Source organism: Sporosarcina sp. P37, from assembly GCF_002109365.1.
Taxonomy (GTDB): Bacteria; Bacillota; Bacilli; order Bacillales_A; family Planococcaceae; genus Sporosarcina.
The window spans coordinates 3,098,149-3,114,080 of the sequence record NZ_CP015349.1 but is presented as its reverse complement, the minus strand read 5'-3'; the positions used below and the strand labels follow the sequence as shown (position 1 = coordinate 3,114,080).

The 15,932-nt window shown below is 45.1% G+C and carries 18 protein-coding genes; 1 reads left to right on the top strand and 17 read right to left on the bottom strand.

The features are described from left to right. The first annotated feature begins 166 nt into the window (after positions 1-166). Positions 167-1,039, top strand: coding sequence for a YitT family protein (locus SporoP37_RS15515; protein ID WP_099662753.1), 873 nt, complete (start codon positions 167-169; stop codon positions 1,037-1,039). A 47-nt stretch (positions 1,040-1,086) separates the two neighbouring features. On the opposite strand, the gene SporoP37_RS15510 is transcribed toward SporoP37_RS15515, so the two are convergent. The 17 genes from SporoP37_RS15510 to SporoP37_RS15430 form a co-directional block, all read right to left on the bottom strand. Continuing rightward, entirely contained in the window at positions 1,087-1,755 is a 669-nt protein-coding gene (locus SporoP37_RS15510; protein ID WP_369922761.1) for a zinc metallopeptidase, read from the bottom strand. A 75-nt stretch (positions 1,756-1,830) separates the two neighbouring features. After that, on the bottom strand, positions 1,831-2,400 hold the full coding sequence (locus SporoP37_RS15505; protein ID WP_232329775.1) for a lipoprotein heptaprenylglyceryl N-acetyltransferase LhaT: 570 nt from the start codon (positions 2,398-2,400) through the stop codon (positions 1,831-1,833). Positions 2,401-2,523: 123 nt separating this feature from the next. Next, positions 2,524-3,291, bottom strand: a complete 768-nt coding sequence (locus tag SporoP37_RS15500; protein WP_081244542.1) for a menaquinol-cytochrome c reductase cytochrome b/c subunit — start codon at positions 3,289-3,291, stop codon at positions 2,524-2,526. A gap of 51 nt (positions 3,292-3,342) precedes the next feature. Next, the gene (gene qcrB, locus SporoP37_RS15495; protein WP_081244540.1) at positions 3,343-4,017 is read right to left on the bottom strand and encodes a menaquinol-cytochrome c reductase cytochrome b subunit; all 675 of its coding nucleotides are present in this window, start codon (positions 4,015-4,017) and stop codon (positions 3,343-3,345) included. Between the two features lie 22 nt (positions 4,018-4,039). After that, a complete protein-coding gene (locus SporoP37_RS15490; RefSeq protein ID WP_085431392.1) occupies positions 4,040-4,543 on the bottom strand; it encodes a QcrA and Rieske domain-containing protein in 504 nt (167 codons plus the stop codon). Positions 4,544-4,916: 373 nt separating this feature from the next. Then, a complete protein-coding gene (locus SporoP37_RS15485) occupies positions 4,917-5,366 on the bottom strand; it encodes a DUF2487 family protein (RefSeq protein WP_158233623.1) in 450 nt (149 codons plus the stop codon). Between the two features lie 85 nt (positions 5,367-5,451). Beyond that, positions 5,452-6,012 (bottom strand): ReoY family proteolytic degradation factor, encoded by a 561-nt coding sequence (locus SporoP37_RS15480; protein ID WP_081244535.1) that lies wholly within the window; start codon positions 6,010-6,012, stop codon positions 5,452-5,454. Position 6,013: 1 nt separating this feature from the next. Next, entirely contained in the window at positions 6,014-7,276 is a 1,263-nt protein-coding gene (locus tag SporoP37_RS15475; protein WP_085431391.1) for a tetratricopeptide repeat protein, read from the bottom strand. Positions 7,277-7,303: 27 nt separating this feature from the next. Further along, entirely contained in the window at positions 7,304-8,599 is a 1,296-nt protein-coding gene (gene aroA, locus SporoP37_RS15470) for a 3-phosphoshikimate 1-carboxyvinyltransferase (protein ID WP_081244532.1), read from the bottom strand. Positions 8,600-8,614: 15 nt separating this feature from the next. Continuing rightward, entirely contained in the window at positions 8,615-9,727 is a 1,113-nt protein-coding gene (locus SporoP37_RS15465) for a prephenate dehydrogenase (protein WP_085431390.1), read from the bottom strand. A gap of 12 nt (positions 9,728-9,739) precedes the next feature. After that, positions 9,740-10,831, bottom strand: coding sequence for a histidinol-phosphate transaminase (hisC, locus tag SporoP37_RS15460; RefSeq protein ID WP_081244529.1), 1,092 nt, complete (start codon positions 10,829-10,831; stop codon positions 9,740-9,742). A 29-nt stretch (positions 10,832-10,860) separates the two neighbouring features. Continuing rightward, positions 10,861-11,226, bottom strand: a complete 366-nt coding sequence (gene aroH, locus SporoP37_RS15455) for a chorismate mutase (RefSeq protein WP_081244527.1) — start codon at positions 11,224-11,226, stop codon at positions 10,861-10,863. After that, positions 11,223-12,329: a 3-dehydroquinate synthase gene (gene aroB / locus SporoP37_RS15450; RefSeq protein ID WP_081244526.1), complete on the bottom strand. Its 1,107-nt coding sequence runs from the start codon at positions 12,327-12,329 to the stop codon at positions 11,223-11,225. Before aroB ends, aroH begins: the two co-directional genes overlap by 4 nt. A gap of 1 nt (position 12,330) precedes the next feature. After that, positions 12,331-13,512 carry a chorismate synthase gene (gene aroC / locus SporoP37_RS15445; RefSeq protein WP_085431389.1) on the bottom strand — a complete coding sequence of 394 codons (1,182 nt, stop codon included), beginning with the start codon at positions 13,510-13,512 and terminating at the stop codon, positions 12,331-12,333. A 23-nt stretch (positions 13,513-13,535) separates the two neighbouring features. Then, positions 13,536-14,309: a CheR family methyltransferase gene (locus SporoP37_RS15440; protein ID WP_085431388.1), complete on the bottom strand. Its 774-nt coding sequence runs from the start codon at positions 14,307-14,309 to the stop codon at positions 13,536-13,538. A 111-nt stretch (positions 14,310-14,420) separates the two neighbouring features. After that, on the bottom strand, positions 14,421-14,867 hold the full coding sequence (gene ndk / locus SporoP37_RS15435; protein ID WP_081244521.1) for a nucleoside-diphosphate kinase: 447 nt from the start codon (positions 14,865-14,867) through the stop codon (positions 14,421-14,423). 90 nt (positions 14,868-14,957) lie between these two features. Continuing rightward, positions 14,958-15,932, bottom strand: a complete 975-nt coding sequence (locus tag SporoP37_RS15430; RefSeq protein WP_081244520.1) for a polyprenyl synthetase family protein — start codon at positions 15,930-15,932, stop codon at positions 14,958-14,960.

Here is a 15,932-nt window from a genome sequence, read left to right as displayed (position 1 = left end):
TTCCTATCGTATGCATTCTGTTGGCTATTGTCAAAATATAATATTTGGCACATACTAGCTATATTGGACGCACGGCAATAAGAAAATACGTCTGTACACAGGACAAGCCGTCCCGAACTAGAGACGCGATTACATCAAGAATGGATTTATGGAAGGAGTGTTGTTTTTGTTCGCTGGAATTCGAGTACGGAATATACTAGTAATTATACTCGGTGCTGCGCTGTTCAGTTTCGGATTGGTGAATTTCACGATTCAGCACGAACTGGCGGAAGGCGGATTTACCGGGATTACGCTAGTATTGTTATTCGCATTTAATTGGGATCCTGCCGTGATGAACCTGGTGCTGAATGTTCCCATGTTTATTATCGGCTGGAAAATGCTCGGCAGGCGCCCCTTTATTTATACGGTAATCGGAACCGTCGCAGTATCAATTTTCATCAAGATATTTATGAAATATAAAGTAAATATTCATATGGAAGGCGATTTATTTCTAGTATCTCTGTTTGCCGGAGTTTTTATCGGCGTAGGTCTTGGTATTATATTCAGGAGCGGCGGTACAACGGGAGGTTCCGATATCATTGCCAGATTGGCACATAAAAAATACGGGATTACAATGGGCAAAACCATGTTCGCGTTTGATGCAGCCGTCATTTTGCTGTCGTGGGCAGTCTACCTGGATTACCGTTCGATGATGTACACGCTCGTTGCCTTATTTGTCGGAGCACGGGTCATTGATTTTGTGCAGGAAGGAGCGTATTCCGCAAGAGGGGCGTTCATTGTCACGAATTCCCCCCATGAACTGGCTGAGAAAATTACGGGTTCGATGGGAAGAGGAGTAACTGTATTCAAAGGATATGGTCATTTTTCAAAAGAAAACCGTGAAATTCTTTATTGTGTCGTTGGTAAGAGTGAAATGATCCGGTTAAAAAACTTGATCACTTCCATAGATCCAGAAGCATTTGTTTCCTTGATAGAAGTTCATGATGTTATGGGTGAAGGCTTTACTTTAGATGAACAAAAGCGCCCGATTGCTGATTAGAAAAAAATCCGTCTGCTCACATGAGCAAACGGATTTTTTGATGGTAATTAGTCGCGGTTTACAAAGATCAATATTAAACGCAATAGTTCAAGGACAGCGACCGCTGTTGCGGCAACATAAGTCATTGCTGCTGCACTCAATACTTTCTTCGCCTGCGGTTCTTCGTCATTACGGATGATACCGAGTTGAACAATTTGGTCCATCGCACGTGACGATGCATTAAATTCGACAGGAAGTGTAACGATTTGGAACAGCACTCCGACTGCCATGAGAAGAATACCGATTCCAAGCAATGAATTCATGCTGGAGAAGATAATTCCAATCATGATGAAAACCCATGCGGCATTTGACGTCAGACCTGCAATGGGTGCGAGTCTGTGACGGAAGCGCAGAAACGAATAGGCTTCTTTGTCCTGAATAGCGTGGCCGACTTCATGCGCTGCCACTGCTGTACCTGCTACAGATGCTTCATGATAGTTGCTTGTGGACAGTGCCACAATTTTCGTCAGCGGATTGTAGTGATCGGTTAAGAACCCCTGGCTTTCCACTACTTTCACATCATGTAAACCATTTTGATCCAGAATTAATCGCGCTACTTGGGCACCTGTCATTCCGGAAGTAGAACGGATCTTTGAATACTTCTTATATGTGCTTTTCACTTTAAATTGCGCGTAGATAGGAAGCAATAAAATGATACCAAAGTAAATCCAGAACACGTCTATCTCTCCCCTTTCTCTCTACCCTTAATTTTATAATGTTTGCTTGCTTACTGCAACTTTTAACTACAAGTCCTAACGGGACAGCACACTTCTTGATTTATAGCTCCACATCGCAATCCCGATACACGCAATCGAGAGCCAAAATGTGAAATAGCCAATTTGCGGACTGAACTGTGCCAGGTCATGATAGATCGGCATTTGTCCGAACACGTAGTCAATTACATCATTATGCAATGTCCAGATCGCCGCAATCGCAATATGCCAGCCGGTAAACTTATATTTCGGCAAATAAAGAATCCCTTGCAGCGCCATTGCAAAATGTGAACCGATCAGCATCCAGCCTACCCATCCAATCGAGCCGGTTACTGTCAGCGTAAGCAAATTCATAACAACCGCCCACAAGCCATATTTCACTAACGTAATAAGCGCAAGTGCTTCCATCAATTTAAAGTTCTGTTTAAGCAGCCAGCCGATAATGGCAAAACAGAAAAACAATGTTGCTGTCGGACTGTCAGGCACGAAAATCCAGAATTTCGGCTCCGTAATTTCAAGCTGCCACATATACCAATCATATCCGTAGACCGAGCCTAATATATTAATAAAAAGAAGAATCCATAAGAAGGATTTATGAGAAAGCATCATACAAGTCTGTGCCCAAAGCATTCGCAAAAACATCACCTCTGTCTATTATGTGCATTTCGTTTATGTATATAATAATTCACCTTGAATATAAAGAAAAAAGAGTCAGTTTCCTGACTCTTTTCCTTACTTCGATTCTAGCTCAGATATAAATTCAGCAAGTACTTGAAGATCTTCATCTGAACCTTCCCATGTACCCGGAGGCATTGAGCCGCGGCCATCATGAGCGATTTCGATAATTTCTTCTGGCGTCATGCCAGTATTCGTTAACGGTAAGCCCAGACCACCCTGGAATGAGTCACCGTGACAGCCAATACAGGAAGAGCCCTGATAGATCTCATATCCTTCTGCTGTTTCATCAAATTCTACTTCGTCAACGATTGCACCTTGAACTTTTGCAGCTTCCCAGTCGTGGTTGACGACTGATTCCCAAGTCAAGTAGAAAATCGCCAAGAATGAAAGAATCATGAAGCCTGTCGGCAATGGACGCTTAAATGGACGTCTTTCTTTTGTTGTGTCCATGAAAGGTACCAGCATTAATGCCATTACTGCCAATCCAGGAATTACAATCGCACCGATCACGTTATAAGGACCGGAAGCGAATTCATATTTCAATAACTGATACATGAATAGGAAATACCAGTCTGGAACCGGTATATACATTGTATCCGTCGGGTCCGCCTGACGCTCAAGCGGTGACGGGTGTGCAAGTGTGACAATCAGGTAGCCGATTAAGAAAATCGATCCGATCATCCACTCTTTCAATAGAAAGTTTGGCCAGAACGCCTCAGTTTTACCTGGGTATTCTGAGTAATCTTTTGGTGTATTCGGCATCCTGCCAGAAGCTTTAATACGCGAATCACCAACAAATTTCATCCCTTTTCCGCGGTGCATGTTATTCCCTCCTTCTTAAATTTCAGATGACCCTAACCAAAAAATTGGTTCTTATAGTGGTCCGGAAATACCTTGTCTTCTGATCATGATAAAGTGTGCCGCAAGCAACCCAAGCAAAGCAGCTGGTAGGAAAAATACATGAATCGCGAAGAATCTTGTTAACGTCTGCGCACCTAAAATCGTGGAATCACCCGCGAGAAGGATTTTAATCTGTTCTCCGATGAAAGGTACCGACGCGGCAATCTCAATCCCAACTTTTGTTGCAAATAGAGCCTTCATATCCCAAGGCAATAGATATCCTGTGAATCCTAGACCTAACATAACGACGAAGATCAATACGCCGACGATCCAGTTCAATTCACGTGGTTTCTTGTAAGACCCTGTAAAGAATACACGCAAAGTATGTAGGAACATCATTACAATAACTAACGAAGCCCCCCAGTGGTGCATCCCGCGCACAAGTTCACCGAATGCAACATCATTTTGAAGGTAGAAAACTGATTTCCATGCGTTTTCAATATCCGGCGTATAATACATTGTCAGGAACATACCGGACAAGATTTGGATAACCGTAACGAAAAACGTCAAACCTCCAAAACAATAGATGAATGCAGAAAAATGATGTGCAGGGTTTACGTGCTCAGGTACTTCATGGTCAGCGATATCTCGCCAAATTGGAGTGATATCTAACCGTTCATCCACCCAATCATAAATTTTATTTAACACTGTGGTCGTACCCCCTTACCCTTTAGACTAATGTGTTCGGTATTACTGCACCAAGATAAACAAATCCGTCGATGATTTCTACTTCATACTCATCAAGCGGTCCAAGCGGTGGTGTTCCTGGAATGTTATCACCATTTTTTTTGTAACGTCCAGCGTGACATGGGCAGAAAAATTCGTTTTTGTGCTCATCGCCTTCCCAGTTTACTGTACACCCTAAGTGCTTACAGACTGGAGAAAGTGCTATGACCTTGTCGCCTTCTTTGTAGACCCAAGCCGTGTTAGATTCATCAGAAGTATACCATGCATCTTGTCGATCTTTGATTGTATAGTCTACACGAACCGGCACTTCCGAAAGATCGGCTTCTTTTTGCGGCGTTGGAATCATGTCAGAACCGCCTGCACTTGCCAGAACGGGATCAATTGCGAAACGAATCATCGGCATCAGCATTGCAGAGGCCATGAACCCACCAGTTCCCATAAGTGTATAGCTAAGGAACGTGCGTCTTGACACTTTATTGCTCATCAGTAATTTCCCTCCTCTTACTCCAAAGTCAGTCCCACGGACATTCTTTTGCTAATTGTAATACTAGGACATATCTATGATATATCAATATGAAACTAAATTCAATAATGCTTTTAGAAGGCACCTAAGTTTGTGAACAAATATTAAGATTTGGTGACAAACAGACACAGTTCTTTTTTTGCTTGCAAAAAGTGCCTGATGCTCTCTCAAGAAGGCGCGTACTGGAAAGCCGGCCAAGGTGAAATGGGCAGCGGCAGATTGACAATAACAGATCAGCGGATCAAGGGGCATGAATGTATGCTAAGGAACTTCCGCTGCACCTTCAGCTCATCCGCAAGCCATTACCACGCAGACGTTTCTATCCGCATGTTCAAAATTACTGCATATTCCAGCTTTCCATGAAATGTGTCAGCACTTGCCGCAGCTGATCTTCCATAATAGTCTGGCGCAAATGGTCATCCATCGTCTCCAGCGGAATGGACGGCAGCCAGACAACTTTTCCTTCTGTGTTTATGCTTGTCCACTTCGGGTCAGTGGTCAGATAGAAGATATGCGTAAATGAAGATTTCTTCAGGTCTTCTGACAGTGTGTCTGCGATCTGCTGCAAGTCGGTTGACTGCGTATAGGAAACAGGCGGCATGAACATCATGCGGCCTTTAAACTGCTTCTCGATGAACATTGACAGATTCATCAGGAACTCTGAGGAAGAAGCACTGTTTTTCATCGTTTCCGGCCGGGTATCGACAGCAATCAGCGGCACAACAATTGTGTCGATATATTCTTTCTGATTTATGTAGGTATCTACATCTTTTGGAACCCAGTTCATTGTCATTCCCCCTAACATTATTCAGTAAAGTGTAGCTCATATGTTCCCGCAACGCAAACCAATGACTTCACCGCAAAGGGCGAAATCATCGGTTGGTGTCCTTGTCTTTTTTCATCTCATTCAGCATTGCCGTCAGGCTGATAAATAATTCACGGTCGCCATTATCCAGCGCTTCATCAATTCTTTTCAGCAACATGTCGTTTGTCGTCAACGTGAAGCTTTCTTCCAGGAGTTTCTCTGCTATTTGCTGATCCTTTCTTTTCTTAAGAAGATCTTCCGGCAAATAAGGATTTTCCTCCGCTACACTGGCATACTCCGGACATTTATTGCTGTCTTTGAAGTTCAGCTGGATGAACATATCTTCATCGGGATGCAGCCTGAGATCATGAAATGATTTTTCCGCATCAGCTGTCATCAGATTCCCTTTATAAAAGCGAAACGGAATGCTGTCAACTTCAGTTGTAGAAATAATCATGGCCCTCGGACAATGATGAGCTTCATCTGTAAAGTGAACATTCGTCAATAGATGTTCATTGCTGAGAAGATAATTTAAAATCCATACACATTCCCGCCGCTTTAATCGATAGCGTTTCAAAAACCACCTCAAGAATTCTTTTTTGGCAGTTACAGGAACCATGGCCATCATCTTATCCCTCCTCTTCAGATTGCGCGATATATGCTGTCCATTCTTCTTCATGCGGTGCGATTCGCACTAATTGCTGAATAACAGGCAAAGCCTCGTCACGTTTACCTTCCTCCAGCAGGAATCGTGCATATTGATCCAAAAAGGCAGCATCTTCGTTCATCCCATCATATGCTTTCAAATACATTTCATACGCCTTTTTAAAATCTTCTGTGCGTTCATAGGCATATGCAAAAAATGCGTGGAGTAAAGGTATCTCTAACTGATCAGCTTCAGCGTAGGTCAGCAGTTCGATTAAGAGGTCATCCTTTTCCTGCTGTTCATAGAGCGACGCAAGCGTTACCAATGCATCGATATATTCCGGATCAAGCACCAGCGCCTCCTGCAAATGTTTTTCAGCCTCTTCAGGCAATTGCAGTTTCAATGCGGATTTTCCGGCAGCAAGCTGTAATTCTTTATCAAATGCATCCCGTTCAATACCTTTCTTGAACCATTCATAAGCCTGCTTATCTTCATTCATCTGCGCGCAGCTTTGTCCTGTAAGCATATAGGCAGAGAAATAATCCGGGTCCATTTCAAGCAGCTGCTCCAGACGCCGGATTGCTTCCGTATAGCGGGCTGTTTGATAATAAGCAAGGCCCAGACCGAACAGCTCTTCAGGATTTTCTTCTTTATCCAGGAGCTCCTCGTAGAACGGGATAGCCTCCTCATACGCAGCACCTGCACTGTATGCTTCCGCAAGACGTGAAGACAGGCGCACACCTGCCAGCTCATCATGCGCCTCGTGAAGTTTCTGATAGATCCTCACGGCTTCACTGTATCTTCCTGAATCCAGCAGCAGTTCTGCCTGCGCGAGCTGAATCACCGGTTCGTGAGGAGCCAGGCCGGCCGCTTCCCGCACTTTGGACAGGGCCGTTTCCGCCAGTCCCACCATCTGATAGTAATCTGCCTGTGCAAGCAGTGCCTGTACATACTCTTCCTCATCTGGTGAAATGTCAGTCAGCAATAATAATGCTTCATCTTCTTCGCCGAGTTCAAGTAATGCTGCGGCACGATCTATCTTGAGCTGTGCTTCGCCGGGAAATACAAGTAATAGCTGAGAGAATATAAAGTCTGCCTGCCCAATAAATCCATAGTCGATTAACATGTTTGCCACATCGTATAATGCGTCATATTCATTGGATGCCAGCAGTTTCTGTATGTTATCCTCAAGGGCATTCAAATCTCCGTCGAGTAAAATTTGCTCCAATTCCTGCAATACATTCATTTTTTCACCTGAGCTTTCTGTTCTGCTTTATTGATTGACTAGCCCCGAAAGGTCCTCGAAAAAACGCGGATACGAAATAGCGATACATGACGGATTCTCTATATGAACAGGACCCGACGTAATCAGCCCAGCGATTGCCGCCATCATGCCAAGACGGTGATCTCCGTAGGATTGCAGCACAGCACCCGTTAAAGGCGTCGGTCCGGTAATAATCATTCCGTCCGGCGTCGTTTCGATATCCGCCCCAAGTTTCCGCAGTTCAGCGGCTACCGCTTCAATACGGTCAGTTTCTTTGACACGCAGTTCCTCCGCATCTTTGATGACGGTCTTTCCTTCAGCTTGTGTAGCCAGCAGTGCAAGCACAGGAAGCTCATCGATTAATCGCGGAATCAGGTCTCCGCCAATTTCAGTCCCTTGTAACTTAGAGTGGCGAATTCGCACTGTGCCGTACCGTTCGCCGGAAAAACCTTGTTCATCCGATTGTTCGATATGAACACCCATCGAAGCCAGTACGTCCAGTATACCTGTTCGAGTTGGATTCAATCCAACTTTTAAGAACGATACATCACTGTTTTCGACTACTGCAGCAGCCACCATGAAAAATGCCGCTGATGAAATATCTCCGGGTACCACTACGTCTGTTCCCGTCAACTGCTGTCCGCCTTTGATCCGTATAGTTTTGTCATGCTGTTCAAGTTTTGCGCCGAATTGCACCAGCATACGTTCTGTGTGATCGCGTGATACCGAAATTTCCGTAACGGCAGTTGTACCTTTGGCTTGCAGACCGGCAAGCAATACAGCGGATTTTACTTGCGCACTCGCGACGGGCATCAAATAGTCAATAGGCTGCAATGGTGTACCAGTTATGGTCAGCGGCAAGTAATCTGCCTCTCCCTCACCAGTAATCTTGGCACCCATTTGTTCCAGCGGGTTTGTCACGCGTTTCATGGGACGCTTGGACAAATACTGGTCGCCGCACATCGTGGAAGTGACAGATGAACCCGATAAAATACCAAGCATTAAGCGGGCTGTCGTTCCGGAATTACCTGCATCGAGCGCTTTGTCAGGCGTCTGCCAATCTGCAATTCCGGGACTTTCCACCGTAACATCGGTCCCATTGCGTGTAATGGATACCCCCAGCTGTTTGAACATCTCAATTGTGCTCAGGCAATCTTCTCCATCTAAAAACCCGGAAATCGTCGTCTTTCCTTTGGCGATTGATCCCAGCATAACCGCGCGGTGAGAAATGGATTTATCTCCCGGCACCTGTAATGTTCCGCGCAGGACGGGCTTTTCATATGAAACAGTCTGTTGTTCTGACATAGCGCTCTCCCCCTTTTAAAGTACGTGCATCGAATAATCAGTTTCTGCTGTCAATACTTGACGGGCCCGCTTACGTTCAGCAGCCGATTGAAAACTGATGACCAGAATACCGTAAACATCTGTCCGTGTTTCCACAATACGGATATTCGTCAGACTGATATTGGCATCTGCAAGGATTTTCGTAATTTCAGAAATGACACCCGGATGGTCCGGAATATCAATGTGTAAATCAAACGTCATATACAATGCGCCTTGAACTGCTCCTTCGTTCGTAGAAGGCAGCTGATCCCGGTACGTTTTTGCTTGCGCGAAGAAATCGAAAATCTGCTCGGGATCGTTCTCCAGCAGCATGTCACGAATATTGTTCATTTCGCCGAGCCAGCCGTCTACTTGCGCCAGCAGCTCTTCCCTATTTTGAATGGTAATATCACGCCACATGACAGGATCAGCAGAAGCAATTCTGGTTAAGTCACGAAATCCGCCGGCAGCCAACTTTTTTACAAACGGCTGTCCTTCTTCCTGCTGCGCCAGGCGGCCGACCAGTGAAGATGCAACCAAATGAGGAAAATGGCTGATGATGGCGGTCATGCGGTCATGCTCTTCCGCCTGCAGAACAATCAGCTTTGCTTTTGTTGTTTCAAGAAGTGTTTCAATTTGAGTGATTTGTTCTTCAGTAGTTGATTCATTCGGAGTCAGGATATAATAGGCGTTTTCAAATAAATGTTCCATGGCAGCAGTGACCCCGCTTTTATGGGAGCCGGCCATCGGGTGCCCGCCAATAAAATTGATTCCTTTTTCTTGTAATGCTTTTGCTGCATCCATGATTGGTTTCTTTGTACTTCCTGTATCCGAAACAATTGCATGCTCTTTAAAATCCCATTCGACAGCTTCTTCAAAAAGCGACACCGTCGTATTCACAGGTGTTGCAAAAAAAACAAAGTCAGCCTGTTCACAGGCTGATTTTGCGGAAGGTGCAACCGTATCGATAATTCCTCTGCGGAATGCCTCATCGGCTGTTGAATACGAGCGGTCAAAACCGATTATATGGATGTCCGGATTTCGTTTCAATGCGAGACCAAGTGATCCTCCGATCAACCCCAGGCCAATTATGCTTACAGTAGTTTTCATTGTCACCTATCCTTACTTGTCAGTTAATAATTGATCGAACGCCTTAAAGAATCCTGTATTTTGCTCATGCGTTCCAATGGTTACACGAATATATCCCGGCGTCCCAAGCAAATTTCCGCTGCGGACGATGAAGCCATTTTTCAATAGATTCTCGCATGCCTCATCCGCATCGCCAGGTACAGCTATCAGCACGAAATTCGTAGCAGACGGATAGATATCCAGCGAATGCTGCTTCGCATAGTCCATAAAACGTGCGCGCTCTTCATCATTTTTCGTTACACAATGCTGAAGAAATTGCTGATCAGAAAGCGCTGCTTCCGCCACTGCCAATGCCAGGGAGCTATTGTTGAATGGATTGCGCACTTTATTTAATTGGGAAATGTTAGCTTCGTTCGTGACGCCGTACCCGATACGGAAACTGGCAAGTCCATATGCTTTAGAAAATGTGCGCAGAACAATCAGATTATCATAGTCATGAATCCACGGGATCGCGTCTTGCTGCGCAGGATCGGTGACATATTCAAAGTAGGCTTCATCAAGAACAATAAGGGCAGTTTCAGGTGCACGGTCAAGGAAATCTCTGATTGCTTCGCTGGATAACAGATTGCCTGTCGGGTTGTTTGGATTACACACCCAGATGACGGCCGTTTCTTCATCCGAAGCTTGTAAGAAGCCTTCCAAATCATGATCACCATTTTCAAGCAGGGAAACTTCACGAATTTCCGCGCCTTCAATTTTTGCATTATGTGCATATTGCGGGAACGTAACAGAAGCCATCACCGTGTTCTTGCCAGGCTGCAGTAAAGCCCTTGAAATAATGGTTACAATCTCATCTGAACCATTGCCAAAGAGGATTTCGTTCGGATCGATCTGATGAAATTCCGCCAGTTTCGTGCGCAATCCCGCCGTATACCCGTCTGGATAGATTTCAAATTGTGCAGCCTTTGAACGTAAATATTCTGCGACTTCCGGTGAAGAACCATAGGGATTCTCATTTGAAGCGAGCTTATGTACTTCATGCAGGCCGTATGTACGTTTGACATCTTCTAATGAACGGCCGGGTGTATAAGGTTTCATCGTGTGTAAAATTGATTTCCATTTCATAGAGCGCCTTCTCCTTTACTTCCAGCAGATTATTTTTGCAGGTCTGGCCGCAGTTGAACGGCTTTATTCTGATAGATATGCTGGATTTCATGTTGTTCTTTAGAAGTATTGACATTCATCATGACGCGGATGCATTTGCGCATTGATCCCGGAACATCGATTTCATGGGTGCACATGACCGGCACGTAAGTCCAGCCTTTGATGGAACGGATAGATTTTGCCGGGAATGCCGCTTTGACATCCACTGTCGTAGAGACGATTACCGATCCGATATCTTCCGGTCCGAACTCATTAGCCTCTGCCATTTCCAATACTAGCAATTCTGTAGCCTTTAGGATTTCCTGTGCATCATCGCTCTCTACTGTTGTTGCTCCTCTGATTCCTCTGACACTCATACAATTCCCTCGCTTTCCAGCTTTTCTTTGAATTCTGCAAAAGCTAGCCGGCAGTCATCTGAACTGATTTCTTTGACAAACGGCTCTCCAATTTTTTTCAGTAAAACAAAATTCATCTTCCCGAAAGAGGCTTTTTTATCTTTTTGCATATAAGACAGTAACTCTTCAAAACTATAAGAGAATACAGGTGCGAAAGTGTAGCCGTTTTTCTTTGCGAAATGCAGATAACGGTCTGTGAACCCTTCAGGGATCTCTCCATACTTTTCACTTAGCAAGAAGGCGTATCCCATACCGATCATGACACACTCTCCGTGACTAAGGCTGCCGAAACCTGAAGCAGCTTCCACTGCATGACCAAAAGTATGGCCAAAATTCAGGAACTTGCGTGTAGAGTTTTCAAATTCGTCTTCTCCCACAATCGCAGCCTTGACTTTGATCCCTTGCAGGAGCTCTTTTTGAAGCCATGGAATCGAAGGTGCAGAAAACTGATCTTTCTCCAGCAGCTGTTCTGTCCACTTCGCATCCGAGATGAATGCGTGCTTGATAAGCTCCGCAAGGCCAGAACGCATTTCAGCAGCCGGCAATGTCTTGAAAACATCCGTATCAAACAGCACAGCGGAAGGCTGGTGGAATGAACCTACCATGTTCTTTCCTTCGGGCATATTAATTGCTGTCTTCCCGCCGACCGCGCTGTCATGCGCAAGAACCGTTGTCGGGCATTGAATAAAACGGATCCCCCGCATGAATGTAGCTGCTACAAAGCCCGTCAAGTCTCCGCATGCTCCTCCGCCAAATGCTATAAGAAGCGAGTTGCGCGTAAATCCTTCCGTCAGTAAAAAGGACTGGCAATCCACATAGACTTGCGGCACTTTGCAGCTTTCGCCGCCAGGCACGATTTTCACCGATACCTCGCGGCCTGAACGGATAAGCGCATCCTGCAGTAACGGCAAATGCAATTCAGCTACATGCGCATCCGCAATAATGCCGATTTTATCTGTCCCGTTTAATAACTCTGCATATTCAGTTGAAAATAAATCATATGTTTTTGATCCAACATGGACATCGTACTGTTGGTCGCGGACGGAAACGGTTAGCTTATCCATCTTAAAACTCCTTTACGTACTGTCTATATTGTTCAATATCCTTCTGTAAGCCGTCCATTGTATCTGAACGGAATTCTTCCATGATTGCTTTTGCCATCTCTGTGGCGATGACATGCTCCGCTACTACGGACGCTGCCGGAACCGCGCAAGGATCGGATCGCTCAATTGTCGCTACAAAAGGTTCTTTTGTGACTATATCCACGCTCTCCAGCGGTTTATAAAGAGTCGGGATCGGTTTCATTACGCCGCGGACCACGATCGGCATTCCCGTCGTCATACCGCCTTCAAGACCGCCTAAACGATTGGACTTGCGGTAATATCCCCGCTCTGCATCCCAGCCAATTTCGTCATGCACTTCACTGCCCGGCATTTTCGCCATCTCAAACCCAAGACCCACTTCCACACCTTTAAACGCATTGATGCTCATCATGGCGCCCGCCAGTTTCCCGTCCATTTTCCTGTCAAACTGCACATAGCTGCCAATTCCGGGAGGGCATCCTTCAATAATAACTTCCACTACACCGCCGAGTGTATCGCCGCGTTTCTTGATATCATCAATCGCTTCCGTCATTTTGACAGATGCTGCTTTGTCTGCACAATATACGGCATCTTCTTCTACGATGGCGCGCAATTCTTCAACTGACAAATCTGCATACGCTGCAGGATCTGTTTCAATGCCGCCGATTTCCGTCACATGGGCTACTGTCTCTATGCCCAGCTGACGGAGAAACTGCTTCGCCACCGCACCGATTGCCACACGCATTGTCGTTTCACGTGCAGAGGAGCGTTCAAGAACATTCCGTAAATCACGATGCCCGTATTTCATGCCGCCGACAAGATCCGCATGTCCCGGACGCGGGCGAGTAATTTGACGCTTTACATCTTCCGGGTTGACGTCTTCAGGAAGAGGTTCGACTCCCATGATTCCTGTCCAATGCTTCCAGTCATCATTGACGACTGTCAGGGTGACCGGTGAACCTATCGTCTTGCCGTGGCGCACTCCGGACGAAATTTCCACCCGGTCTTTTTCTATCTGCATTCTCCGGCCTCTGCCGTGTCCGCCCTGTCTTCTTTTCAATTCTTTATTAATCATTTCAGCTGTCAGTTCCATCTGTGCGGGTAATCCCTCAATGATGGCTGTAAGCTGCGGGCCATGTGATTCACCAGCTGTTATAAACCGCATATTCAATTCCTCCGTTGTATGTTTTAGTGTTTTTTTCGATAAAAGAATGTATCTGCCGATTCAAAATTATATTTTTCAGGGTTAAATATCTGCTCCGTACTTCCTACAAATAAAATTCCGCCCGGTTTAAGTGCTTTAGAGAAGTTCGTATAAATCTGATCTTTTGCCTCTTCCGTAAAATAAATCATAACGTTTCGGCATACTATCAAATCGTAGTTCGTATCGTATCTGTCCTCAAGCAAGTTATGCTGTTTAAACGTGACGGTTTTTTTGATCTCATCCACCACCTGATACGACGGGCCTTCTTTTATGAAATACTTATCAACGATCGGCTTCGGCACTTCTTTCAGGGCACGGTCGTTATATAAACCTATTTTGGCGCGATTCAAGACACCCAGGTCAAGGTCTGTGGCGGTAATCGAGATATCGCGCAGCGGGACGTGTGAGGATAGTACCATCGCCAGGGAGTAAGGTTCTTCGCCTGTGGAGCAGGCAGCGCTCCAAATTTTCAGCCGTTTATTTTTTTCCAGCAGCTGCGGGAAAATCTTCTTCTCCAGCACATTCCAGCGGACTGCATTGCGGTAAAATTCTGACACATTAATCGTCATGCGGTCCAGAAATTCTTCCAGCAAGTCTTTATCCGTCTGAATTGCCTGGGAATAATCCTTGAAATTACGGAAGCCCTTTTTCTCGTATAACGAAGTGAGCCTGCGCTTCATTTGTGCTTCTTTATAGAGTGATAAATCGATTCCGGTCTTCTTTTTTACCCCCTGAATCAGTATCGAATAATCAGACATTTCATCCCCCCTGTTCCTATCTTTCTATGTACGTTCCTATTATAACGGAAAAAGCATGTCCTATGTATAAGAAAAACAGCCTCGCGAAATTCGCTCGGCTGTTTGTGGCGATTAGTTAATCCAGTTATTCACTGTTTTGTCATAAGTCACAAGCTCTTCTTCTTTGAAGAACAAGTTGATCTCGCGGCTTGCTGACTCAGATGAATCTGAACCGTGAATGATATTCTTGCCTACAGTTACAGCGAAATCCCCACGAATAGTACCTGGAGCTGATTCTTTTGGATTTGTAGCACCCATCATCAAACGCGCAGTAGAGATTACGTTCTCACCTTCCCAAACCATAGCGAAAACTGGTCCGGACGTGATGAATTCTACAAGCTCTCCGAAAAATGGACGTTCTTTGTGCTCACCGTAATGCTGTTCAGCAAGTTCTTGAGAAATGTTCATCAATTTCCCGCCAACTAATTGAAATCCTTTGTCTTCAAAACGGCCAACGATTTCACCAATAAGGTTACGCTGTACACCGTCAGGCTTTACCATTAAAAATGTTCTTTCCATCTGTTAAACACTCCTTCATCCGTATATAGGGAATAACCCTTTTAAATACTACCATTGACACCTTTTTCTTTCAACTATTAACAAACATCGTCAATATTTTCGCTGACCGATGAAGTCCGCAATCTGTACCAGCGCCTTTTTGGATTTGCCGTTTGGCAGACTTTCCAGCTCTTTAAGTGCTTTCGCCAAGTAAAGATCACTGATATGCTGGGCTTTATCTATCGCACCGCTCTGACGGATATAACGAAGCATCGCCTGACGGTCAGACTCTTCCATCTTCCCCGTAAATGCACGTTCCATGTACGGTTTGAATTGTTCATCGTCTTTTATGTATAAAACAGGAAGAGTGATATGACCGTTTAATAAATCGCTTCCGGCCGGTTTGCCGAGCTCTTCGTCTGTTGATGTAATATCCAGAATATCATCAACAATTTGAAACGCCATGCCTGTAAAATAGCCGTACCGTTTCAATTTCTGCACAGTCTCTGCATCCGCATCCGCACTCAATGCACCCAGTTCACAGCTGGAGGACAGCAATAAGGCTGTTTTCCGTTTGATGCGCTGCAAATAATCACGCAAATTCTGTTCGGTTTGCTGCTGGAAATCAATCTGAATGATTTCCCCTTTGCATATTTCCAGCATCGTCTCTGCCAATATTTGATGTACAGGCGCTTTTTCGATATTTCCGATAGAAGTCAGTGCGCGCGAAAAGATGAAATCTCCTGCGTACATTGCCACCCGGTTGTTCCATTTCGCTTTAACCGTCTCCAAACCGCGCCGCATGTCAGAGTCATCAATTACATCATCATGGACGAGAGACGCCATGTGAATCAGCTCCAGCGATACAGCTACTTTTGAAGCATTCTCAAGCGAATAGGTTCCGAATTGAGCAGCCAGAATTACAAAGATCGGCCGAATTCTTTTGCCTCCCGCTTTCAGTAAATGCAAAGAAGCTTGACGGACAATGGGAGAAGAAGATTGCACGGAACGTTCAAGCTTTTTTTCAATATAGGACATATCTTTGCGGAAATCCGTATAAAGCGACATTAACTTAATTTTTTCCAA